The sequence below is a fragment of the Nonomuraea sp. NPDC050691 genome (assembly GCF_040654455.1).
GTDB lineage: Bacteria > Actinomycetota > Actinomycetes > Streptosporangiales > Streptosporangiaceae > Nonomuraea.
The window spans coordinates 85,275-106,418 of record NZ_JBFAIA010000007.1; the positions used below are offsets into that span (position 1 = coordinate 85,275).

24 protein-coding genes are annotated in these 21,144 nt (G+C 70.3%); 3 read left to right on the forward strand and 21 right to left on the reverse strand.

What is annotated here, in order from left to right; translation table 11 throughout:
- Positions 1-45 precede the first annotated feature (45 nt).
- The 13 genes from nuoK to AB0H81_RS05060 all read right to left on the reverse strand — a co-directional run bounded on the left by nuoK (position 46) and on the right by AB0H81_RS05060 (position 12,411).
- Positions 46-342, reverse strand: a complete 297-nt coding sequence (gene nuoK / locus AB0H81_RS05000) for an NADH-quinone oxidoreductase subunit NuoK (RefSeq protein ID WP_175591142.1) — start codon at positions 340-342, stop codon at positions 46-48.
- Positions 339-1,097, reverse strand: coding sequence for an NADH-quinone oxidoreductase subunit J (locus AB0H81_RS05005; protein WP_358369382.1), 759 nt, complete (start codon positions 1,095-1,097; stop codon positions 339-341). The genes nuoK and AB0H81_RS05005 overlap by 4 nt, the downstream gene beginning before the upstream one ends.
- A complete protein-coding gene (gene nuoI / locus AB0H81_RS05010; RefSeq protein WP_358369384.1) occupies positions 1,090-1,605 on the reverse strand; it encodes an NADH-quinone oxidoreductase subunit NuoI in 516 nt (171 codons plus the stop codon). Before nuoI ends, AB0H81_RS05005 begins: the two co-directional genes overlap by 8 nt.
- Positions 1,592-2,893, reverse strand: coding sequence for an NADH-quinone oxidoreductase subunit NuoH (nuoH, locus tag AB0H81_RS05015; RefSeq protein WP_358369387.1), 1,302 nt, complete (start codon positions 2,891-2,893; stop codon positions 1,592-1,594). Before nuoH ends, nuoI begins: the two co-directional genes overlap by 14 nt.
- On the reverse strand, positions 2,890-5,277 hold the full coding sequence (locus AB0H81_RS05020; protein WP_358369389.1) for an NADH-quinone oxidoreductase subunit G: 2,388 nt from the start codon (positions 5,275-5,277) through the stop codon (positions 2,890-2,892). The genes nuoH and AB0H81_RS05020 overlap by 4 nt, the downstream gene beginning before the upstream one ends.
- Positions 5,274-6,563 (reverse strand): NADH-quinone oxidoreductase subunit NuoF, encoded by a 1,290-nt coding sequence (gene nuoF, locus AB0H81_RS05025; protein ID WP_358369392.1) that lies wholly within the window; start codon positions 6,561-6,563, stop codon positions 5,274-5,276. Before nuoF ends, AB0H81_RS05020 begins: the two co-directional genes overlap by 4 nt.
- Positions 6,560-7,216, reverse strand: coding sequence for an NADH-quinone oxidoreductase subunit NuoE (nuoE, locus tag AB0H81_RS05030; RefSeq protein WP_358369394.1), 657 nt, complete (start codon positions 7,214-7,216; stop codon positions 6,560-6,562). The genes nuoF and nuoE overlap by 4 nt, the downstream gene beginning before the upstream one ends.
- Positions 7,213-8,541: an NADH-quinone oxidoreductase subunit D gene (locus AB0H81_RS05035; protein ID WP_358369397.1), complete on the reverse strand. Its 1,329-nt coding sequence runs from the start codon at positions 8,539-8,541 to the stop codon at positions 7,213-7,215. Before AB0H81_RS05035 ends, nuoE begins: the two co-directional genes overlap by 4 nt.
- Positions 8,538-9,143: an NADH-quinone oxidoreductase subunit C gene (locus tag AB0H81_RS05040; RefSeq protein ID WP_358369504.1), complete on the reverse strand. Its 606-nt coding sequence runs from the start codon at positions 9,141-9,143 to the stop codon at positions 8,538-8,540. The genes AB0H81_RS05035 and AB0H81_RS05040 overlap by 4 nt, the downstream gene beginning before the upstream one ends.
- An 86-nt stretch (positions 9,144-9,229) precedes the next feature.
- Positions 9,230-9,781: an NADH-quinone oxidoreductase subunit B family protein gene (locus AB0H81_RS05045; protein ID WP_358369398.1), complete on the reverse strand. Its 552-nt coding sequence runs from the start codon at positions 9,779-9,781 to the stop codon at positions 9,230-9,232.
- A gap of 2 nt (positions 9,782-9,783) precedes the next feature.
- Positions 9,784-10,179 carry an NADH-quinone oxidoreductase subunit A gene (locus AB0H81_RS05050; protein ID WP_358369401.1) on the reverse strand — a complete coding sequence of 132 codons (396 nt, stop codon included), beginning with the start codon at positions 10,177-10,179 and terminating at the stop codon, positions 9,784-9,786.
- A 76-nt stretch (positions 10,180-10,255) separates the two neighbouring features.
- Entirely contained in the window at positions 10,256-11,512 is a 1,257-nt protein-coding gene (locus AB0H81_RS05055; RefSeq protein ID WP_358369404.1) for a geranylgeranyl reductase family protein, read from the reverse strand.
- Positions 11,513-11,694: 182 nt separating this feature from the next.
- Positions 11,695-12,411: a demethylmenaquinone methyltransferase gene (locus AB0H81_RS05060; protein WP_358369407.1), complete on the reverse strand. Its 717-nt coding sequence runs from the start codon at positions 12,409-12,411 to the stop codon at positions 11,695-11,697.
- A gap of 77 nt (positions 12,412-12,488) precedes the next feature.
- On the opposite strand from AB0H81_RS05060, the gene AB0H81_RS05065 reads away from it, so the two are divergent.
- Positions 12,489-13,697 carry a hypothetical protein gene (locus tag AB0H81_RS05065; RefSeq protein ID WP_358369410.1) on the forward strand — a complete coding sequence of 403 codons (1,209 nt, stop codon included), beginning with the start codon at positions 12,489-12,491 and terminating at the stop codon, positions 13,695-13,697.
- On the opposite strand, the gene AB0H81_RS05070 is transcribed toward AB0H81_RS05065, so the two are convergent.
- Positions 13,694-13,912: a DUF4229 domain-containing protein gene (locus tag AB0H81_RS05070; protein ID WP_358369413.1), complete on the reverse strand. Its 219-nt coding sequence runs from the start codon at positions 13,910-13,912 to the stop codon at positions 13,694-13,696. The genes AB0H81_RS05065 and AB0H81_RS05070 overlap by 4 nt on opposite strands.
- A 255-nt stretch (positions 13,913-14,167) precedes the next feature.
- On the opposite strand from AB0H81_RS05070, the gene AB0H81_RS05075 reads away from it, so the two are divergent.
- The gene (locus AB0H81_RS05075) at positions 14,168-14,389 is read left to right on the forward strand and encodes a BldC family transcriptional regulator (RefSeq protein WP_026214226.1); all 222 of its coding nucleotides are present in this window, start codon (positions 14,168-14,170) and stop codon (positions 14,387-14,389) included.
- A gap of 166 nt (positions 14,390-14,555) precedes the next feature.
- Here the strand turns inward: AB0H81_RS05075 and AB0H81_RS05080 are convergent, their stop codons facing one another.
- Together AB0H81_RS05080 and AB0H81_RS05085 are read right to left on the reverse strand one after the other, a co-directional pair.
- On the reverse strand, positions 14,556-14,840 hold the full coding sequence (locus tag AB0H81_RS05080) for a hypothetical protein (protein WP_358369415.1): 285 nt from the start codon (positions 14,838-14,840) through the stop codon (positions 14,556-14,558).
- A gap of 10 nt (positions 14,841-14,850) precedes the next feature.
- Positions 14,851-15,996: a hypothetical protein gene (locus AB0H81_RS05085; protein ID WP_358369418.1), complete on the reverse strand. Its 1,146-nt coding sequence runs from the start codon at positions 15,994-15,996 to the stop codon at positions 14,851-14,853.
- Positions 15,997-16,168: 172 nt separating this feature from the next.
- Here AB0H81_RS05085 and AB0H81_RS05090 point away from each other — a divergent pair, with 172 nt between their 5' ends.
- A complete protein-coding gene (locus AB0H81_RS05090; RefSeq protein ID WP_358369420.1) occupies positions 16,169-16,471 on the forward strand; it encodes a PLD nuclease N-terminal domain-containing protein in 303 nt (100 codons plus the stop codon).
- A gap of 79 nt (positions 16,472-16,550) precedes the next feature.
- Here the strand turns inward: AB0H81_RS05090 and ccsB are convergent, their stop codons facing one another.
- The 5 genes from ccsB to AB0H81_RS05115 form a co-directional block, all read right to left on the reverse strand.
- Positions 16,551-17,489 carry a c-type cytochrome biogenesis protein CcsB gene (ccsB, locus tag AB0H81_RS05095; RefSeq protein WP_358369422.1) on the reverse strand — a complete coding sequence of 313 codons (939 nt, stop codon included), beginning with the start codon at positions 17,487-17,489 and terminating at the stop codon, positions 16,551-16,553.
- Positions 17,479-19,068: a cytochrome c biogenesis protein ResB gene (locus AB0H81_RS05100; RefSeq protein ID WP_358369424.1), complete on the reverse strand. Its 1,590-nt coding sequence runs from the start codon at positions 19,066-19,068 to the stop codon at positions 17,479-17,481. Before AB0H81_RS05100 ends, ccsB begins: the two co-directional genes overlap by 11 nt.
- Positions 19,068-19,790 carry a cytochrome c biogenesis protein CcdA gene (locus AB0H81_RS05105; protein ID WP_358369426.1) on the reverse strand — a complete coding sequence of 241 codons (723 nt, stop codon included), beginning with the start codon at positions 19,788-19,790 and terminating at the stop codon, positions 19,068-19,070. The genes AB0H81_RS05100 and AB0H81_RS05105 overlap by 1 nt, the downstream gene beginning before the upstream one ends.
- On the reverse strand, positions 19,783-20,367 hold the full coding sequence (locus AB0H81_RS05110; RefSeq protein WP_358369429.1) for a TlpA disulfide reductase family protein: 585 nt from the start codon (positions 20,365-20,367) through the stop codon (positions 19,783-19,785). Before AB0H81_RS05110 ends, AB0H81_RS05105 begins: the two co-directional genes overlap by 8 nt.
- A gap of 102 nt (positions 20,368-20,469) precedes the next feature.
- A complete protein-coding gene (locus AB0H81_RS05115; RefSeq protein WP_358369431.1) occupies positions 20,470-21,111 on the reverse strand; it encodes a histidine phosphatase family protein in 642 nt (213 codons plus the stop codon).
- Positions 21,112-21,144 lie beyond the last annotated feature (33 nt).

Consider the following 21,144-nt stretch of genomic DNA (forward strand, 5'->3'; position numbering starts at 1 on the left):
GCGGTGTGCTGGACGATCTCAACAGGAGATTCCACCAGTCACCTCTTAGTACTTCAGCAGGTTGGCGTCGTCGACGGACGCGGACCTGCGGGTTCGGAAGATCGTCACGATGATCGCCAGGCCGACCACGACCTCGGCTGCGGCCACCACCATCACGAAGAACGCGATGATCTGGCCCTCCAGGTTGCCGTTCTGCCGGGCGAAGGTGACGAACGCGAGGTTGCAGGCGTTGAGCATGAGCTCGACGCACATGAACACCACGATCGCGTTGCGCCGGATGAGCACGCCCATCGCGCCGATGGCGAACAGCAGCCCCGACAGGACCAGGTAGTGCGCGGTCACTTGGAGTCCTCCTCGGCCTTGTGCTGGATGGCCTCGGCCAGGCGCGGGTCCTCGGGCAGGTGGCCCTGCTCGACGTCGTAGCGCGCGATGTAGCGGTTGACCGAGTCCTCCGCGACGGAGCCGTCGGGCAGCAGCGCCGGCATGTCGATGGCGTTGTTGCGGGCGTACGTGCCGGGGCCGGGCAGCGGCGACGGGCGGTCGCCGAGGAAGCGGGCCCGCGACAGGTCCTTCTGCGTGGCCTTCTCGGTGAGCCGCTCGCGGTGCGCCAGCACCATCGCGCCGAGCGCGGCGGTGATGAGCAGCGCCGAGGTGATCTCGAACGCGAACACGTACTTGGTGAACAGCAGCTCCGCCAGCGACCGGATGTAGCCGGCCGCGCCGATCGCGCCCTCCAGGCCCGTCTGCGGCGTGAAGACCACGTTGCCGACGGCCAGGATCACCAGCACGGCGAAGCCGATGGCCGCGATCGCCGCCCAGAACCGCTGCCCCTTGAGCGTCTCGACCAGCGAGTCGGACGAGTCGACGCCGACCAGCATGAGCACGAACAGGAACAGCATCATGACGGCGCCGGTGTAGACGATGATCTGCACCGCGGCCAGGAACGGCGCGTCCTGAACGGCGTACATCACGGCCAGGCAGAGCATCACGGTGCCCAGCATGAGCGCCGAGTACACGGCCTTCCGGTTGAAGACCATGCCGAGCGCCGCGCTGACGGACACGACGGCGAGCACCCAGAACGTGATGGTCTCACCCATTGGTCCGCCCCAGCCGGTAATAGTCCTCTTCGGTCTCACCGAGCCGCATGGGGTGCGGAGGCTGCTCCATGCCCGGCGTGAGCGGCGCGAGGAGCATCTCCTTGGTGTAGATGAGGCTCTCGCGGTCTGTGTCGGCCAGCTCGTACTCGTTGGTCATCGTGAGCGCCCGGGTGGGGCACGCCTCGATGCAGAGTCCGCACAGGATGCACCGCAGATAGTTGATCTGGTACGTGCGCCCGTAACGCTCGCCCGGGGAGAAGCGCTCCTCGTCGGTGTTGTCCGCGCCCTCGACGTAGATGGCGTCGGCCGGACACGCCCAGGCGCACAGCTCGCAGCCGACGCACTTCTCCAGCCCGTCGGGCCACCGGTTGAGCTGGTGGCGGCCGTGGAAGCGCGGAGCCGTCGGCCGCTTCTCCTCCGGGTAGTTGATCGTGACGGGCTTCTTGAACATCGTGTGGAAGGTGACCCCGAAGCCCTTGACGGGGTTCAGCCAATCAGTTAGTCCCACTGGGAATCTCCTTGTGCTGCACCCCGTGGTAGTGCGGCAGATCGAGCGGCGGCACCGGGAAGCCACCCGCCGCCGGCTCGCTGGACAGCTCCTCGAACTCGGCCTCCACCTGGGCCTTCTTCGCTTCCCTGCGCCGCTGGTTGACGGTGTCGAAGCGGAGCCAGATGGCGATGGCCCCGATGACGATGACCGCGCCGAGCCCCATGGCCAGCATCGAGGTGTCCTTGTTGACCACCACGTTGCGGACCGCGGCGACGACGAGGATCCACGCCAGGTTGACCGGGATCAGCACCTTCCAGCCCAGCGACATGAGCTGGTCGTAGCGCACGCGCGGCAGGGAGGCCCGCACCCACACGATGAAGCAGAACGTGAGCACGAACTTGATGAAGAACCACAGGACCGGCCACCAGCCCTGGTTGGCCCCCTCCCACAGGGAGATGGGCCAGGGCGCCCGCCAGCCGCCGAGGAACAGCGTCACCGCGATGCCGGAGGCGGTGAACGTGTGAAGGTACTCGCCCATCATGATCAGAGCGAACTTCAGGGAGGAGGAGTACTCGGTCTGGAAGCCGCCGACCAGCTCGCCCTCGCCCTCGGGCAGGTCGAACGGGATGCGGGCGGCCTCACCGAACATGCAGACCACGTACACGAGGAACGACGGGATCAGCAGGACCGCGTACCAGGTCTGCTCCTGCGCCTTGACGATCTCCGAGGTGGACAGCGTCCCGGCGAACAGGAAGATCCCGACGAACGACAGGCCCATCGCGATCTCGTACGAGACCACCTGCGCCGCCGACCGCAGACCGCCGAGCAGCGCGTACGGCGAGCGCGACGACCAGCCGGCCAGCACCACGCCGTAGACCGAGATGGCGCCCATGGCCAGCATGAACAGCACGGCCACCGGCAGGTCCACCATCTGCAGCGGCGTCTGCACGCCGAATAGGTTGACCATCGGGCCGAAGGGCACGATCGAGAAGGCCAGGAAGGCCGGGATCACCATGATGACCGGGGCCAGCAGGTAGAGCACCTTGTCCACGGTCCGCGGGAAGATGTCCTCCTTCAGGCCCATCTTCAGGCCGTCGGCCACGGACTGCACCAGACCGAACTTGCCGGCCCGGTTGGGGCCGTAGCGGTGCTGCATCCGTGAGATGAGCTTGCGCTCGAACCAGACGCCGAACAGGATGCCCAGCATCAGGAAGGCGAACAGCATCACGGCCTTGATGATGGTGATCCAGAGCGGGTCCTTGCCGAAGTCGGCGAGGGTCGGATCGGCCGCGAGAACGTGGGTCATGAGGCGCTCCCGATGGTGACGATGTCGCCGGCCACCGCGCGCAGGTCGCGGGTGACCGAGCAGCCGCCGGAGTTCGCCGGCACCCAGACCACGCGGTCCGGCAGGTCCGCGACGCGGACCGCCAGCGTGACCGGGTTGGGGCCGGGGCCGGCGACGACGAGCTTGTCGCCGTCGGCGACGCCGATCTCCGCCGCCGTGCTCTCCGAGACCAGCGCCTCGGCGGCGCGGGCGGTGCCCGCGAGGTACGGCTCGCCGTCCTGCAGCCTGCCTTCGTCCAGCAGCAGGTGCCAGGTCGCCAGCACCGCCTGGCCGGCCGCCGGGGCGGCCTGCGGGCGGGTGGAGACGACGGGCGCGGCGACGCGGGTGCCGCGCCAGGCGCCGATGGCGCCCAGCTCGCGGCGGACGGCCTTGGCGTCGGGCAGCCCGAGGTGCACGTCCATGCGGTCGGCGAGGTTGCCGAGGACGACCAGCTCGCTCTGCAGGCCGGGCACCTTCAGCGGCGCCTCGAACGAGCGTCCGCGGCCCTCCCAGTTGACGAACGTGCCGCCCTTCTCCTGCACGGCGGCGACCGGCAGGACCACGTCGGCCCGGTCGGTGACCGCGCTGGCGCGGATCTCCAGGCTGACGATGAACGGCGTGCGCTCGAGCGCGTCGAGCGCGGCGGCCGGGTCGGGCAGGTCGTAGGGGTCGACACCGGCGACGACGAGCGCGTCGATGTCACCCTCCGCGGCGGCGGCCAGGATGCCGGCCGTGTCGCGGCCGGGGACGGCGGGCAGCGAGGAGACGTTCCACGCCCGGGCGATCTCCGCCCTGGCGCTCTCGTCCTCGACCGGCCGGCCGATCGGCAGCAGGTTGGGCAGCGCGCCCGCCTCGACGGCGCCGCGCTCACCGGCCCGGCGCGGCACCCAGGCCAGCCGGGCGCCGGAGGCGGCGCTGAGCCGGACGAGGGCGGACAGGGCGCCGGGGACGGTGGCGAGGCGCTCGCCGGCGAGCACGATCGTGCCCTCGGCGAGGCCGCCGACCAGCTCACCGATCGCGTCGGCCTCGCCGCCCGGTGCGGTGCGGATGAGCGTGCCGCCCATCTTGGCCAGGCTCGGGGTGGCGAACGGCGCGATCGCGGTGACCTTGAGGCCGTGCTTCTTCCACGCCTTGCGCAGGCGCAGGAAGACGATCGGCGACTCCTCCTCGGGCTCGAACCCGACGAGCAGCACGCCGGGCGCGCTCTCCAGGTCGGCGTAGGAGATCTCGATGCCCTTGCCGGCGACCGCGTGGGCCAGGAACGCCGCCTCCTCGGCGGAGTGCGGCCGGGCGCGGAAGTCGACGTCGTTGGAACCGAGGGCGACGCGGGCGAACTTGGAGTAGGCGTAGGCCTCCTCGACCGTGACGCGCCCGCCGACGAGGACGCCGGCCTTGCCGCGGGCGGCGGCCAGGCCCTGGGCGGCGACGCTCAGCGCCTCCGGCCAGGAGGCCGGGACGAGCACGCCCTCCTCGTTGCGGACCAGCGGGGTCTTGAGGCGGTCGGGCTGCGTGGCGTAGGTGAACGCCCAGCGGCCCTTGTCGCAGTTCCACTCCTCGTTGACCTGCGGGTCGTTGCCGGCCAGGCGGCGGGTGACCCGGCCGCGCCGGTGGTCGGTGCGCAGGGAGCAGCCGGACGCGCAGTGCTCGCACGCGCTCGGCGTGGAGACCAGGTCGAACGGCCGCGCCCGGAACCGGTAGGCGGCGCCGGTCAGCGCGCCGACCGGGCAGATCTGCACGGTGTTGCCGGAGAAGTAGGACTGGAACGGCTCGCCGTCGGCGACGCCCACCTGCTCCTTGGCGCCGCGCTCGAAGAACTCGATGAACGGGTCGCCGGCGATCTGGTCGGAGAAGCGGATGCAGCGGGCGCACTGGACGCACCGCTCACGGTCGAGCAGCACCTGCGTGGACAGCGGGAGCGGCTTCGGGAAGGTCCGCTTGTGCTCGTGGAACCTGGACTCGCCCTGGCCGTTGGACATGGCCTGGTTCTGCAGGGGGCACTCGCCGCCCTTGTCGCAGACCGGGCAGTCCAGCGGGTGGTTGACCAGCAGGAACTCCATCGCCGCGCGCTGCGCCTTCTCGGCGACCGGCGAGGTGAGCTGGGTCTGCACGACCATGCCCTCGGCCACCTCGATCGCGCACGACGGCTGCGGCTTCGGGAAGCCGCGGCCGTTGCCGGCGTCGGGGATGTCGACGAGGCACTGGCGGCAGTTGGCGGCCGGGTCGAGCAGCGGGTGGTCGCAGAATCGCGGGATCTGGATGCCCAGCAGCTCGGCCGCCCTGATGATCAGGGTGCCCTTGGGGACGCTGATCTGGAACCCGTCGATCGTCAGGGTCACCAGGGTGGTCTCTACGGCGGTTGTGGTCACTGGTCACCCCAGAGAGTGGACTTCTTCGCGTCGAACGGGCAGCCGCCGATCTCGAAGTGCTTGAGGTACTCGTCGCGGAAGTACTTCACCGAGGAGTGGATCGGGCTGGTCGCGCCGTCGCCGAGGGCGCAGAAGGAGCGGCCCAGGATGTTGTCGGCGATGTCGGTGATCGTGGCCAGGTCGTCCTCGGTGCCCTGTCCGGCGTCGAGCCGCTTGAGCACCTGCTTGAGCCAGTAGGTGCCCTCGCGGCACGGCGTGCACTTGCCGCACGACTCGTGGGCGTAGAACTCGGTCCAGCGCAGCACGGTGCGGACCACGCAGGTGGTCTCGTCGAAGATCTGCAGCGCGCGGGTGCCGAGCATGGAGCCCTTGGCGCCGACCGCCTCGAAGTCGAGGGGCACGTCCAGGTGCTCTTCGGTGAAGATCGGCGTGGACGAGCCGCCGGGGGTCCAGAACTTGATCCGGTGCCCCTCGCGGATGCCGCCCGCCATGTCGAGCAGCTCGCGCAGCGTGATGCCCAGGGGCGCCTCGTACTGGCCGGGGCGGGTGACGTGGCCGCTCAGGGAGAAGATGCCGAAGCCCTTGGACTTCTCGGTGCCCATCCCGGCGAACCAGTCGGCGCCGTTGGCGATGATGGAGGGAACACTCGCCACAGACTCCACGTTGTTCACAACAGTCGGCGAGGCGTACAGGCCCGCCACGGCCGGGAACGGAGGCTTGAGTCGAGGTTGACCCCGGTAGCCCTCCAGCGAGTCGAGCAGCGCCGTCTCCTCGCCGCAGATGTACGCGCCGGCGCCGCTGTGCACGACGAGCTCCAGGTCGTAGCCGGAGCCGAAGATGTCGGTGCCGAGGTAGCCCTTCTCGTACGCCTCGCGCACGGCCGCGTGCAGCCGGCGGATGACGTGCAGCACCTCGCCGCGCACGTAGATGAAGGCGTGGTTGGCGCGGATGGCGTAGGAGGTGATGATGATGCCCTCGACCAGCGAGTGCGGGTTGGCCATCATCAGCGGGATGTCCTTGCAGGTACCCGGCTCCGACTCGTCGGCGTTGACGACGAGGTAGTGCGGCTTGCCGTCGCCCTGCGGGATGAAGCCCCACTTCATGCCGGTCGGGAAGCCGGCGCCGCCGCGGCCGCGCAGGCCGGAGTCCTTGACGGCCTGGATGACCGCGTCGGGGTCCATGCCGAGCGCCTTCTTGGCCGCCTCGTACGGGCCGTAGCCGTCGAGGGTGAAGGAGTCGGGACGGTCCCAGTTGGCGGTCAGGACGGGAGTCAGGGTGACGCTCATGCCTCGGGGGCCTTCCATCCGCGGGCCTTGGCGACCTTCAGGCCCTCCAGCGAGGCGCCGGCGGCCGACGGGCCCTCGCCCGCGAGCTCGTCGGGCAGGCCGGACAGCACGCGCGAGGCCTCCTTGAAGGTGCACAGCTTCTTCGGGCCCCGGGTCGGGCGCACGTCCTTGCCGTCACGCAGGTCGTCGACGAGCTGCTTGGCCGACTCGGGCGTCTGGTTGTCGAAGAACTCCCAGTTGACCATCATGACCGGGGCGAAGTCGCAGGCGGCGTTGCACTCCAGGCGCTCCAGCGAGACCTTGCCGTCGGACGTGGTCTCCTCGTGACCGACGCCGACGTGCTCGCTGAGCTCCTCCCAGATCTGGTCGCCGCCCATCACCGCGCACAGCGCGTTGATGCACACGCCGACGTGGTAGTCGCCGGCGGGCTTGCGCTTGTACATGGTGTAAAACGTCGAGACGCCGACGACCTCGGCCTTGCTGAGGCCCAGCATCTCCGCGCAGAACTCGTGGCCGTCGTCGGAGACGTAGCCGTCCTCGGACTGCACCAGGTGGAGCAGGGGCAGCAGGGCGGACCGCGCCTTGGGGTAGCGGCCGATGATCTCCTTGGCGTCCGTCTCCAGACGCTCCCGGACTTCCGGTGAATATGTCACCGGTCCACACCTCCCATGACGGGGTCGATAGAGGCCACCGCGGCGATGACGTCGGCGACCTGGCCGCCCTCCGCCATCGCGGGGAAGCCCTGCAGGTTGCAGAAGGACGGCTCGCGGAAGTGGACGCGGTAGGGACGGGTGCCGCCGTCGCTGACCACGTGGGCGCCGAGCTCGCCCTTGGGCGACTCGATCGAGGCGTACGCCTGGCCGGCCGGCACCCGGAAGCCCTCGGTCACCAGCTTGAAGTGGTGGATCAGGGCTTCCATGGAGCTGCCCATGATGTGGGCGATGTGGTCGGGCGAGTTGCCGAAGCCGTCGGGGCCGAGCGCGAGCTGCGCGGGCCAGCCGATCTTCTTGTCCTCGATCATCACGGGGTCGCCCTTGAGGGGGCCGGCGATGCGGTCGAGGGCCTGCTCAACGATCTTGAGCGACTCCTCCATCTCCCGCATGCGCACGAGGTAGCGGGAGTACACGTCGCAGCCCCGCTCGGTCGCCACCTCGAACTCGTAGGTCTCGTACCCGCAGTAGGGCTGCGACTTGCGCAGGTCCCACGGCAGGCCGGCGGCGCGCAGGATGGGGCCGGTGATGCCGAGCGCCATGCAGCCGGTCAGGTCGAGGTAGGCGACGTCGCGGGTGCGGCTGAGGTAGACGGGGTTGGCGTCGAGGAGCTTGCGGATGTCCTTGATCCGCTTGGGCATCTCCTTGAGGAACTCGCCGACCTTGTCGACCGCGCCCGCGGGCAGGTCGACGCTCACACCGCCGGGACGGATGTACGCGTGGTTCATCCGCAGGCCGGTGATGTACTCGAAGAGATCCATGATCATCTCGCGGTCGCGGTAGCCGAAGAGGAACGGCGTGGTCGCGCCCAGCTCCATGCCGAACGTGCCCATCGCGACCAGGTGCGAGGAGATGCGGTTGAGCTCCATCATCATGACCCGGATGGCCTGGGCGCGGTCCGGGATGCGGTCCTCGATGCCGAGGAGCCTCTCGACGCCCAGGCAGTACGCCGTCTCGTTGAAGATCGGCGACAGGTAGTCCATCCGGGTGACGAACGTGGTGCCCTGGGTCCACGTCCGGTATTCCATGTTCTTCTCGATGCCGGTGTGCAGGTAGCCGATGACGCCGCGCGCCTCGGTGACCGTCTCACCGTCGAGGGTCAGGACCAGGCGGAGCACGCCGTGGGTGGACGGGTGCTGCGGGCCCATGTTGACGACCAGGCGCTCGGCCTCGGTGTCGCGCACCCCGGCCGTGACGACGTCGTCCCAGTCGGCGCCGCCGACCGAGTAGACCTTGCCCTCGGTCGCCTCGTCATAGCCGGTGGTCATGAGTAAGACCTCCTGTTGTCGGGCGCGGGCACCGTGGCGCCCCGGTACTCGACCGGGATGCCGCCGAGCGGGTAGTCCTTGCGCTGCGGGTGGCCGTCCCAGTCGTCCGGCATCATGATCCGGGTCAGGGCGGGGTGACCGTCGAAGACGATGCCGAAGAAGTCGTACGTCTCGCGCTCGTGCCAGTCGTGGCCCGGGTAGACGCCGACCGTCGACGGGATGTGCGGGTCGGAGTCGGGGCAGCTCACCTCGACCCGGACGCGCCGGTTGTGCGTGATGGAGCACAGGTGGTAGACGGCGTGCAGTTCCTCGCCCGTCAGGTGCGGGTAGTGGACGCCGGAGACGCCGAGCGACAGCTCGAAGCGCAGGGCGGGGTCGTCGCGCAGCTTCTGCGCCACCTCCAGGAGGCGCTCGCGCTTGACGTGCAGGGTCAGCTCGCCCCGGTCGACGACGACGCGCTCGATGGCGTCGTCGAGAGCCAGCGTGTCGACGACCTCGTCGAAGTAGCCCCCGTACGGGCGGGGAGAGGACAGCTGCGGCGCGCGCCGCACGACGAGGCCGCCGTAGCCGGAGGTGTCGCCGGTGTCGGACGCGCCGAACATGCCGCGGCGCGCGATCGGCGCCTCGGGCACCTCCGGAGCCGCCGGGACCTCGGCCCCGGGGACCTCGGGGAGGTTGTCTGGGGAGGTCACTTGGCAGCCCCCTGGTCGATCAGCGGAAGCTGGCGCAGGGCCCGCAGCTCGAGCTCGTCGATCTGCTTGGCGCGGTGCGCGCCGAACTTCATGTTCTGGATCTTGTCGTGTAGTTTGACGATCGCGTCGATCAGCATCTCCGGCCGCGGCGGGCAGCCCGGCAGGTAGACGTCCACCGGCACGACGTGGTCGACGCCCTGCACGATCGCGTAGTTGTTGAACATGCCGCCGCTGGAGGCGCACACGCCCATCGCGATGACCCACTTGGGCTCGGCCATCTGGTCGTAGATCTGCCGCAGCACCGGGGCCATCTTCTGCGACACGCGGCCGGCGACGATCATGAGGTCGGCCTGGCGGGGAGACGCCGAAGCGCGCTCCATGCCGAAGCGCGCCAGGTCGTAGTGGGGGCCACCGGTGGCCATCAGCTCGATGGCACAGCAGGCGAGACCGAAGGTGGCCGGCCACACCGAGTTCTTGCGCGCCCATCCCGCGGCCTGCTCGACCGTGCTGAGGATGAAGCCGCTCGGGAGTTTCTCTTCAAGTCCCATTTTCAGTCCCAGTCCAGACCCTTGCGGCGCCACACGTACGCGTACGCGGCGAGCACGGTGACGATGAACAGCAGCATCTCCACCAACGCGAAGATGCCCATGCCCGAGGCGATCACCCGGCCGTCGTCACCGGTCAGCGGGGCGAACGACACGGCCCACGGGTAGAGGAAGATGATCTCGATGTCGAACACGATGAAGAGCATCGCGGTGACCATGTACTTGAGCGGGAACCGTCCGCCACCGACCGGCTGGGGCGTCGGCTCGATGCCGCATTCATAGGCGTCAAGCTTCGCGCGGTTCCAGCGCTTGGGACCGGTGAAGGGAGCGATGGCGACCGAGAAGATCGCGAAGCCCCCCGCGAGAACGGCGAGCACCAGGATGGGCACGTAAAGGTCCATCGCTACGCCTCCTCTGGAGTCGCCGCGCGCGCGGGCGCGCAGCCTGATCTATGGATGTGCCGGGTGTCTGCGGGATTCATGCTGGCGGCGCGACCTTCGAGAGTGCGTTGATGATCTTGTCTGACGCATTGCCCCGCCGGTCGGTGAGATTACCAAGGAGTTTGAGCGCGAAGCGCATCAGCCTCGGGTGAGGCAGACCGTGGCGGGTGCCGAAGTTCATGACGCCGGGCTTGCCGATCGCCTCGACGAACCAGCGGCCGAGGGTGAAGTAGCCGCCGTAGGCGTCCTTCAGCGTCTGCGGGTAGGCACGCAGGGTGCGCTCGCGCTGGGCGGGCGTGGTGTCCTTGCGCAGGGCCCGCTCGATCACCTCGGCCGCGATCTCGCCGGTCTCCATGGCGTACGCGATGCCCTCGCCGTTGAACGGGTTGATCGCCCCGCCGGAGTCGCCGACCAGGACCAGGCCGCGCGTGTAATGGGGCTGGCGGTTGAAGGCCATCGGGAGCGCGGCGCCCCGGATGGGGGCCGTCATGTTCTCCTCGGTGAAGCCCCACTCGGCGGGCATCGACCGGCACCACCGCTTGAGCAGGTCGCGGTAGTCGATGTTCTTGAACTGGGCGCTGGTGTTGAGCAGGCCGAGGCCGACGTTGGCGGTGCCGTCGCCGACGCCGAAGACCCAGCCGTAGCCGGGCAGCAGCGTCTCCTCGTCCCAGAGCTCCAGCCAGGTCTCCAGGTAGTCGTCGTCGTGGCGGGGGCTGGTGAAGTAGGTGCGCACGGCCACGCCCATCGGGCGGTCCTCGCGCTTGTGCAGCCCCATGCCGAGGGCCAGGCGGGTGCTGTTGCCGTCGGCGGCCACCACGATCCGCGACCGGTACGTCCTGCCGTCCTTGGTGGTCACGCCGACCACGTGGCCGCTGCGGTCGTCGAGCACCGGCCCGGTGACGTTGACGCCCTCCATGAGCCGCGCGCCGGCCTTGACGGCGTTGGCGGCCACGATCTGGTCGAAGTCCTGGCGGGTGCGGACCAGGCCGAAGTCGGGGAAGCGCTCGAGCTGGGGCCAGTCGAGCTCGAATCGGTGGCCGCCGCCGACGACCCGCAACCCCTTGTTCCGCACCCAGCCGGGGGCGTCGATGTCGACGCCCATGTTCATGAGCTGCTTGACCGCGCGGGGCGTCAGCCCGTCGCCGCAGACCTTCTCCCGGGGGAAGGTGGTCTTCTCGAGGAGCAGCACGTCGAGCCCGGCCCGGGCGAGGTAGAAGGCGGTGGCGGAACCGGCGGGACCGGCGCCGACGACGATGACGTCGGCGTCAGCCTTAGTGGCTGTTGGCACGGTCACGGGACTGTCCTGTCCTACACGCTCGAAGGCTTCGGGGTGTCTGGCGCCTTCGTTCCTTTGTGAACCCCTTCACAAACTTGTCGGCCCGCAGTCTAACGCTTTTCCGGTACATAGTGGCAGTCGGGGCCTGCCGCTTTGACCAAACCGTCGCCGAAGCGGATTTCGGACACCCTGGATGCGCATCAGGCCGGTTTGAACCCCCTGTGCATGGCCACGATGCCCAGGTCCAGGTTGCGCCAGGCCACCCGCTCCCAGCCGGCCCCCTGGATCGTACGGGCCAGGGCCTCCTGGTCGGGCCAGTCCCTGATCGACTCGGCGAGGTAGTCGTAGGAGTCGCCGTTGGACCCGAAGACGCGGGCCACCACGGGAAGCAGCCGCATGAGGTACTGGCGGTAGACCAGATCGAAGGCCGGGAGCGTCACGCGGGAGAACTCGAGGATCACCAGCCGGCCGCCCGGCTTCGTGACCCGCAGCATCTCGCGCAGCGCCTGGGCGGTGTCGTGGACGTTGCGCAGCGCGACCGAGATGGTCACCGCGTCGAAGGAGTCGTCGGCGAAGGGCAGCTTCATCGCGTCGCCCGCGACGAACGGCACGCCCGGCCCGCTCAGCGCGTTGCCGCCGCGCCTGCCCACGCCGGTGCGGAGCATGCCCAGCGAGAAGTCGCAGGCGATCGCGCGCGCCCCCAGCGTGGTGAAGGTGTCCGTCGACGTGCCCGTGCCCGCCCCGAGGTCGAGGACCAGCTCACCGGGCCCCGCGTCGACGGCATGGGCGACGGCCTTGCGCCACAGGCGCACCTGGCCGAGCGTGAGCACATCATTGACGAGGTCGTAGCGCCGGGCGGTGCGATCGAACATCGCGGCGACCTCGACCGGCTGCTTGTCCAACTGAGCGCGCGTCATGGCCCAAGCCTATGACCCTCGAGACAATCAACGGAAAGTAAGCGTATGACCACGAAGAGTCTGCTAAAACTTGGCGAATGTTTTCCCGAGTCACACTCGCGGCGCTCCTCGCGGCCGCACCCGTCCCGCACGCGCGGGTGGTGTCGGCCGACCCGGTCGACACCACACCGCACGTCCTGGACGGCATCGTCAACGCGATAGCGCTGGTGGGCGGCACCGTCGTGGTGGGGGGCTCGTTCACCGAGGTGTCCGGCGCGGACCGGGCCGGCACGGTGGCGCGCGACAACCTGTTCGCCTTCGACCTGGCCACCGGGCGGATCCTGCCCGGTTTCGCGCCGGAGGTGGACGGCCCCGTGTACGCCCTGGCCGCCGGCGACGACGGCACCGTCTACGCCGGCGGCGACTTCCCCGGGGTCAACGGGCAGCCCGTGGGGCCGCTGGCACGGCTCGGCCTCGCCGACGGCGCCGTGGTGCCGGGCTTCGCGCCGCGCGTCGCGGGCGGCATGGTCACCACGCTGGCCCGGCGCGGGTCCCGGCTGTACGCCGGGGGCGACTTCACGGCGCCCCGTACGGCCCTGGCCCGGCTGGACGCCGTCACCGGTGCCGCCGACCCGCGCTTCGCGATCACGCCCGGAGCGCCGCTGACGCCCCGGGTGAAGGTCACCGCGCTCGCGGCGACGGCCGACCGGCTGGTGGTGGACGGCAGCTTCACCACGCTCGGCGGGCGCTCGCGCCCCCAGCTCGGACTGATCGACGTCAGCGGGCCCACGGCCAAGGTCGCCCCCTGGCGTTCCACCGCGTACGCGCCCGCGTGCATGCGGGCCTTCCCCTCGTACGTGCGGGGACTGGACGTCTCACCGGACGGCCGTTCCTTCGTGGTCGTCACCACGGGCGGACCGCGCGGCGGGGGGTTGTGCGACACGGCGGCGCGCTTCGAGACGTACGCGACGGCGTCCGACGTGCGGCCCACGTGGGTCAACAGCACGGGCGGCGACTCGCTGTACGCGGTGTCGGTCACCGGGGCGGCCGTCTACGTGGGCGGCCACCAGCGCTGGCTGGACAATCCGCGGGGCCACGACACCGCCGGGCCCGGGGCGGTGGCCCGCGAGGGGATCGCCGCCATTCATCCGATCACCGGTAAGGCCCTGAGTTGGAATCCCGGGCGGGAGCGCGGGATCGGGGTGAAGGCATTTCTGGCCCACCCCGGCGGACTACTGGTTGGTAGCGACACGACGAGACTGGGACGGGAGTACCATGCCCGGATTGGCATGTTCCCCCTGCCCTAGCCGTCGTGCGGCTTCGGCCGGTCGATCTTGTTCGTGAGGCGCGAGCTCATGGCGTCTCGCTGCTTGGACAGCAGGACATAGCTCACGACTCCGCTGACCAAGAATGAGACGACGATCAGCCAGAAGAGGTTTTGCAGACCCAGCAGGAACAGCAGGCCCGCGGTCACGAGGAAGAGAACAATCCTCAACAGGGTGTAAACGAGAACGGGACGCACAGGTCGAGGTTACTCGCCTGCCAGTGCGGTCGCTCTTCGCATCCGGCGCGAGCGCTGCTAGTGTTCCCAGTCAGGGAGTTTCGTAAAGAAACACCCACGAGAGCCCCAAAGAGGCTCTATCATATAACAATCGGGCAGTCAGCTGATAACAACCCGTGATCTTTGTCGAAAACCACGGATAAATCAGGCTTCGCTCGACACACTGGTTACCTGTCCGCCCGCTGGCAGGAAGCGGGATGCGAGGGGGAGAGATTGGTGGAGAGTAGCAGCGAGCGTCTGCTGACCCCAGGAGAGGTTGCCGCCCTCTTCCGGGTAGACCCAAAGACGGTTACGCGCTGGGCTGCGGCAGGCCGCATCAGCAGTATCCGCACCCCCGGAGGGCACCGGCGCTTCCGCGAGTCGGAAGTGCACGCCCTTCTGCGAGGCGAGGACGTCCTTACGGCCGACCGGCCGGCAGGCGAGTCCCCGCGCGTCTGACGTTCCGTCTTCGGTGATCCTGCGCGCCAGGATCACCGCGACGGGACGCTTTTCTGGATCATGTACGTCTGCATCATGTACGTCTGGATCATGCACGGCACGCCGGGCGCCATCCGCTGACCGTGGCTGGCGCCTGTCCAGGACGGTCCCTCCTCCGGCCGCGCGGCTACGTCTCCTCCTGCTCCACCCCGACCTGCCGCTCCGCCTCGACGCTCCGCTCCGCTCCGGCCCGGTAGGCCAGGAACTCCCGCTCCAGCTCGTCGTTGCCCGCCTGCCACCTGACGCGCCGCTCGGCCAGTTCCTCCTCGGTCAGTGACTCGGGCAGCCAGCGGTCGTAGTCGGGGTCGCCGGGTTCCAGGTCCACGTACGCGTTCGCGATGAGGCGCCCGTCTTCGCTGGTGAGGGTCCGCGGTACGCGCAGGGTCCCGTCAGCGAGCCGGATGACGTACATGGCTGATCACCTAGATTCCGTAGCGCCGGTTGAAGAACAGCATGACGTCGAGCGCCATCCGCGTGTCGCCGTTCAGCATGTCGACGAGCGCCGGCCGCTGCCGCGAGGCGATCGCGGCGAAGGCGTCGGCGAAGAACTCCTTGCGGCCCAGGCCGCCCCCCTGCCGGTGGAAGGCCGAGGCCAGCAGCGGCGTGGCCTTCTCGTACAGGGCCATGAACTCCGGCGAGTCGGACACCCAGTCACCGTACGTGGAGTCGATGTCGTCGATGGCGTGACCCACCTCGTGCATCATCACGTCCGGCGTGGGCGACGGCCGGTCGCCCACCACGATCTTGCGGTCGCCGTACGCGCCGGCGCAGATGTCCCACGTGGCCCGGCCCGAGGGCAGCGGGGCGCCGCGCAGGTAGCCCATGTCGTCGAGGTCCGGTACGCCGCCCGGGCCGACGTAGATGCCCTCCAGACCGTCGGCGAGCAGGTCCTTGAGCCGCTCGGGAAGCCTGGCGAGGCTCTCCACGGCCCGCACCACCTCGGGGGTCGGCGGGCCCAGCCGGGCGTCCCACTGGCGGTGCAGGACCGCCTCCAGCCGTCCGCAGTGCCGTAGCCCGTCCGACAGCGACGGGGCGTCGGGACGGTTCGGCTGGGCCCTGGGCGGCAGGTCGTCGAGCTCGAAGTCGTACCAGGTGTACTGGGGGCGCTCCACCACGGCGGCCGGCAGCCGCTCGGCCCCCTCCCACCGCCTCCGGCGCTCCCATGGCCGGGACGTCTCCGCGCGTCCCGGCGGCACCCTGTGCGGCTCCCTGACCTCCCTGTCACGCTCCAGGCGCGTCTCCCTGTCCCGTTCCAGCCGGGAGCGCAAGGAGCGGCTCTCCGCCTCGCGTAAGGACTCGCGGGGAGAACGGTCGCCCGCTCCTTCGGTGTGCGCCGGGCGGTCGCTCCCCCGGGCGCCCCAGCCGCCCCCGGCGTCGGCCCAGCCGGTCCCTGTGTCGGCCCGTTCCGCGCGGCCGGCCCGCCCGGCACGGCGGCGGGAGGGGCCGCCGTAGGCCCAGAACGAGCGGTCGGCGTCGGGGGGCGCCTCACTGCGCCGGGAGAAGAGGTACGAACCGCGCCGCCACCAACGACCCCGCCGATGGCGGCCCTTGTCGTTAGAAAAGGCCATCGCACCTCTCCACGCCGTGGCGCCCGCGCAAACCGCCGGACGGCCGGAAGGGCGCCGCCCGGCGAGGGGCTCCGCTGAATCTGTTCCACGGTACGACGCGGATCACCGCGAGTCACCCGAAATGGTGCATGTGACTGACACGATCACGTCGCGGATGGCTTACAGTTCGGGCATGGCAGGTGTCGTAATCGGCCTGGCGCTGCTGGCCTTCTGGCTCTACTCGCTGTTCGACCTCATCACCACTCCCGAGGAGGAGGTCCGAAACGTCCCCAAGACCCTCTGGCTGCTGATCGTCGTGCTGGTGCCCTTCGCGGGCGGGCTGTTCTGGATGCTGCTCGGCCGCCCCCAGACCGCGCGCACGACCGGGCGGGCCACCCGCCGGCCCGACGTCCACCACGCCCCGATCCCCAAGGGGCCCGACGACGACCCCGACTTCCTGCGGGAGCTCGACCGCCGCATGCGCGGCGACGACTGACGGACCTTCTCCCCCGACGCACCTTCTCCCCCGCGGACGGCGCCCCCCTCCCGTCCGCGCCGCCCGGCCCGCGCCCGGCTCAGTTCACGTCGGCGTAGCTGTGCAGGCCGCTGATGAAGATGTTCACGCCGATGAGGTTGAACAGCAGGCAGCCGAACGCGATGAGCTGCACGATCGTCGCCGCGCGGCCCCGCCAGCCCGCCGTGACCCGCGCGTGCAGGTACGCGGCGTAGGCGACCCAGGTGATGAACGCCCAGACCTCCTTGGGGTCCCAGCCCCAGTAGCGGCCCCACGCCTTGTCGGCCCAGAGCGCGCCCGCGATCACGGCGAACGTCCACACCGGGAACGACAGCACGATCGCCCGGTGCGCCACCCGCTCCAGATCCGCCCGCGACGGCAGCCGCGACAGGCCGTCGCCGCGCACCAGGTAGAGGATGCCCGCGACACCGGCGAGGATGAACAGCCCGCTCGCCAGGATCGCCGCCGTCACGTGGATGGCCACCCAGTACGAGTTGAGCGCCGGCACCACCGGGCCCGCGGCGGTGTAGAGCACCTTGACCGCGAAGCCGAGCCCCAGCGTCGCCGCGATCATGACGAACGGGCCGAGGAAGCGCACGTTCTGCCGGGTCTGCGTGACGAGGAACGCGGTCACCGCGGCGAAGCAGATCGCCACCACGAACTCGTACATGTTGCCCCACGGCCACCGGTCCACGGCCAGACCACGGGTGACGATGGCGCCCAGGTTGGCCGCCCAGCCCAGCCAGCCGAGCACGAGCCCGGCGACCCCGGCCTTGGGCGCCCAGCTCGGCGGCTCCACCCCCTCCTGCGGAGCCGAAGGCGCGCCGTCCGCCGCCTCCACAGGGGCACCCGCGCCCACGGCGGCGGGTGTGGCCGCCGCGTCGGAGCGCGCCCGGCCGAAAGCCAGTTCCAGCGCGAAGCCGACCATGGAGAAGAGGTAGAGCAGCACCGCGGCGACGACGAAGAGGTCGCTCACCTCGGCCAGTCGGTCAGCGGACATCCCTGTCTCCAGCTGTTAGAACCTTCACGATGTCGTCGAACTCCTCGGCGAAGCCGGCGGCGGAGCCCTCGGTGCGGGTCAGGCCGCCCACCTCGACCGTGCCGGCACCCGCGCCGTCCCCGTCGCCGTCCTTGCCGCCGATCCGCACCCAGAGGCGGCGGCGGCGGATCATCAGCGACAGCGCGATCGAGACCGTCGCGAGCCCGGCGAAGAACAGCGCCGGCACCCGGCCCGGGTCGTAGGCGACCTGGAGCGTGATCCACTCCTTGACCCCGGTGAACTCCAGCTTGCCCGCGCCCCCGGGCAGGTCGAGCGACTTGCCCACAGCCAGCGGCTTGGGCACGGAGGTGCCCATGACCAGCGGCTTGAGCTTCTTCATGAGGTCGGGCGGAGCCAGCTCGTACACCGACTGCGGGCGGCCGGAGCGCACGCCGAAGTCGCCGGTGAACGCGCCGAGGACCTGCACCTCGGGCTGCAGCTCGCCCGGGAAGGCGGAGGCGTAGGTGCCGTCGGTCAGCGGCACGCTCGTCGGCAGGAACCGCAGCAGGAAGCCGAGCTGCGACGGCCGGGCGTCGGGGGCCTTGACCACGCAGCCGGAGGTGAGCGTGGGCTTGTGCTCGATGAGGCACGGCACCGGGCCGTCGAAGGCCACCTGCCCCTGGCCGTCGGTGACCTTGAACACCGGCGCGTAGCCGTGGCCGATGAGGTAGGTCTGCGTGCCGTTGATCTCCAGCGGCTCGTTGACCTTCAGCTCGTAGTCGCGGGCGGGCGTCGTCGGGGAGTCGTTGACACGCAGGTAGGCGGAGTAGTCGAGCTCCTGGCCCCGCTTCTCGCCCTGGACCTGGTAGGTGGCCTTGAAATCCGTCAGCTCGAACGAGAACGGCTCCAGCGACTCGGCCGACACCTCGCGGCCGGGGATGAACCGGTCGTAGTTGGCGACGGTGTTGGCGAAGCCGTCGCCCTCGACGACGAGCACGTTGCCCCGGTAGCCGAACAGCGACCCCATGCCGACCGCCACCAGCAGGCCGAGCAGCGAGACGTGGAAGAGCAGGTTGCCCGTCTCCCGCAGGTAGCCCTTCTCGGCGGCCACCCAGCCGTCGCCGGTGTCCACCCGGAAGCGCCGGGCGCGCAGCCGCCGGGCGGCCTCCTCGACCGTGAGGTCGGCGGTGAAGGCGGCGTGGTGCGGCAGCCGCGACAGGTTGCGCGGGGCGGCGGGCGGGCGGCGGCGCACCTCCCGCAGGTAGGTGGCGGTGCGCGGGATGATGCAGCCGATCAGCGAGGTGAACAGCAGCAGGTAGATCGCCGCGAACCAGACCGAGGTGAAGACGTCGAAGAGCTGGAAACGGTCGTACCACTCGGCCAGCGTGGGGTTCTGCTGGAAGAGCTGCGCCACCTTGTCGGGCTCGACGCCGCGCTGCGGCACCAGCGACCCGGGCACCGAGGCCAGCGCGAACAGGAACAGCAGGATGAGCGCCGTCTTCATCGAGGTGAGGGTGCGCCAGAACCAGCGCGCCCAGCCGAGCGCGCCGAGACCGGGGGGCTGCGGCGCCCGCTCCTTCTCCAGCTCCTTGACGGCCATCAGATCACCGGCCTGAACCCGCCGACGAGACCCTGCATGCTTGCGATCATCTCTCCCCACAGGCCGGTCACGAGCAGGAGCCCGACGGCCACCATCATGCCGCCGCCGATCCGGGTGATCAGCCGGCTGTGCCGGCGGATGGCGCGGAACGTGCGCAGCGCCTTGCTGTAGGCCAGGGCGGCGGCCACGAACGGCAGCCCCAGGCCCAGCGCGTACGCCACGGCGAGCAGGGCGCCCCGCGAGGCGCTGCCCTCGTTGAGCCCGAGCCCCAGCACCACGGCCAGCGTCGGGCCGATGCACGGTGTCCAGCCCAGCCCGAACACCACCCCGAGCAGCGGCGCGCCGGCCAGCCCTGCGGCCGGCAGCCGGTGGATGCGCACGTCGCGCATGAGCCCGGGCAGCACGCCGAGGAAGGCCAGCCCGAGCAGGATCGTCAGCACGCCGAGCACGCGCGTGATGACGTCGGCCCTGTACATCAGCGCCGAGCCGAGCGTGCCGAACAGCGCTCCCCCGGCCACGAACACCACCGCGAACCCGGCCACGAACAGCGCCGTGCCCAGCACCAGCCGCCCCCGCCTCGGGTCGGCGCTCATGCCGGTCACGTACGACAGGTAGCCCGGCACCAGCGGCAGCACGCACGGCGACAGGAACGACACGAGCCCGGCGAGGACCGCGATCGGCACGGCCAGCAGCAGCGAGCCGGAGGCGACGACGTCACTCATCGCGGACCTTGGTCACGGTGTCCATAAGGTCCTGGTAGCGGACCGCGCCGAGCGCCCGGGCGGCGATGCGGCCCTGCTCGTCGATCACCAGCGTGGACGGGATCGCGGCGGGCGGCACCGTGCCCTGGAAGGCCAGCGCCACCTTGCCGGGCTGGTCGAAGATGCTCGGGTAGCCCGTCTGCTCGGTGCGTTCGAACGCCTGGGCGTCGGCCTTGCGGTCCTTGAAGTCGACGCCGACGAACTCGACGCCGCTGCCCTTGGTCTTGGCGGCGACGTCCTTGAGCACGGGCGCCTCGGCGCGGCACGGACCGCACCAGGAGGCCCAGAAGTTGAGCACCACGACCTTGCCCTTGTGCGCGGCGAGGGAGGCGGTGCCGCCGTCGAGCGTCTCGCCCTCGATCGCGGGGGCCGCCTTGCGGTCGGCCGCGGGGAAGACCTGCATCGTGCCGTCGCCCGCGACGAAGCGAGTGTCGCCCGCCTGGGGCTGCCCGCTCTGGCTGCCGGCGCAGCCCGCGGCCAGGACGGCCACGAGGGCGAGTGAGCCGACGGAGCCGAGGGAGACGGGCTTCGCGCACACGGGGAAGATCTCCTTGTACTACAAGCGGTAGAGCTTGCAACTCTACCGGCGGGACCGGCCGCTCAGGACTCTGGGGGCGTCGCGGCGAGATCAGGGAGGGGGTCAGGCGCCCGGAAGCGTCGGCCCCTTGACGAGCGAGCCCGCCGGCTCGCTGTAGCCGACGCTGACCAGCCGGTTGCCCTCGAACGTGAACGTGGTGAGGCTGGCCAGCGCGCACTGCCTGCGGCGCGGGTCGTGCCAGAGCCTGCGCCGCCCCTCGGCCGCCATGCGGATCGCCCAGATGGGGAGCTGATGGCTGACGAGGACCGTCTCGTGCCCGCGCGCCGCGTCGCGGGCCTCCTCCACGATCGAGCGCATGCGCTGGATGATCACGGGGTACGGCTCGCCCCAGGACGGGCGCATGGGGTTCCAGAAGTAGCGGTAGTTGCGGGGGTTGCGGAAGATCGCCAGCCCCTGCCCGACCATGCGGCCTTCGAGCAGGTTGCCGGCCTCGATCAGCCGTTCGTCGGTGGTGACGTCGAGGCCCAGCGTCTGCGCCAGGGGGGCCACGGTCTCCTGGGCGCGCTCCAGGGGAGAGCTGTAGAGGGCGACGATGTCACGGGAGGCCACCGCCTTGGCGACGGTCTCGGCCATCAGCCGGCCGGTGTCGGACAGGTGGTATCCGGGCAGCCGGCCGTAGAGGATGCCGTGGGGGTTGTGCACCTCGCCGTGACGCATCAGGTGGACGACGGTGGTTTCAGCCATGATGAGCCACAGCCTATCCGTTCCTTCCCGGAC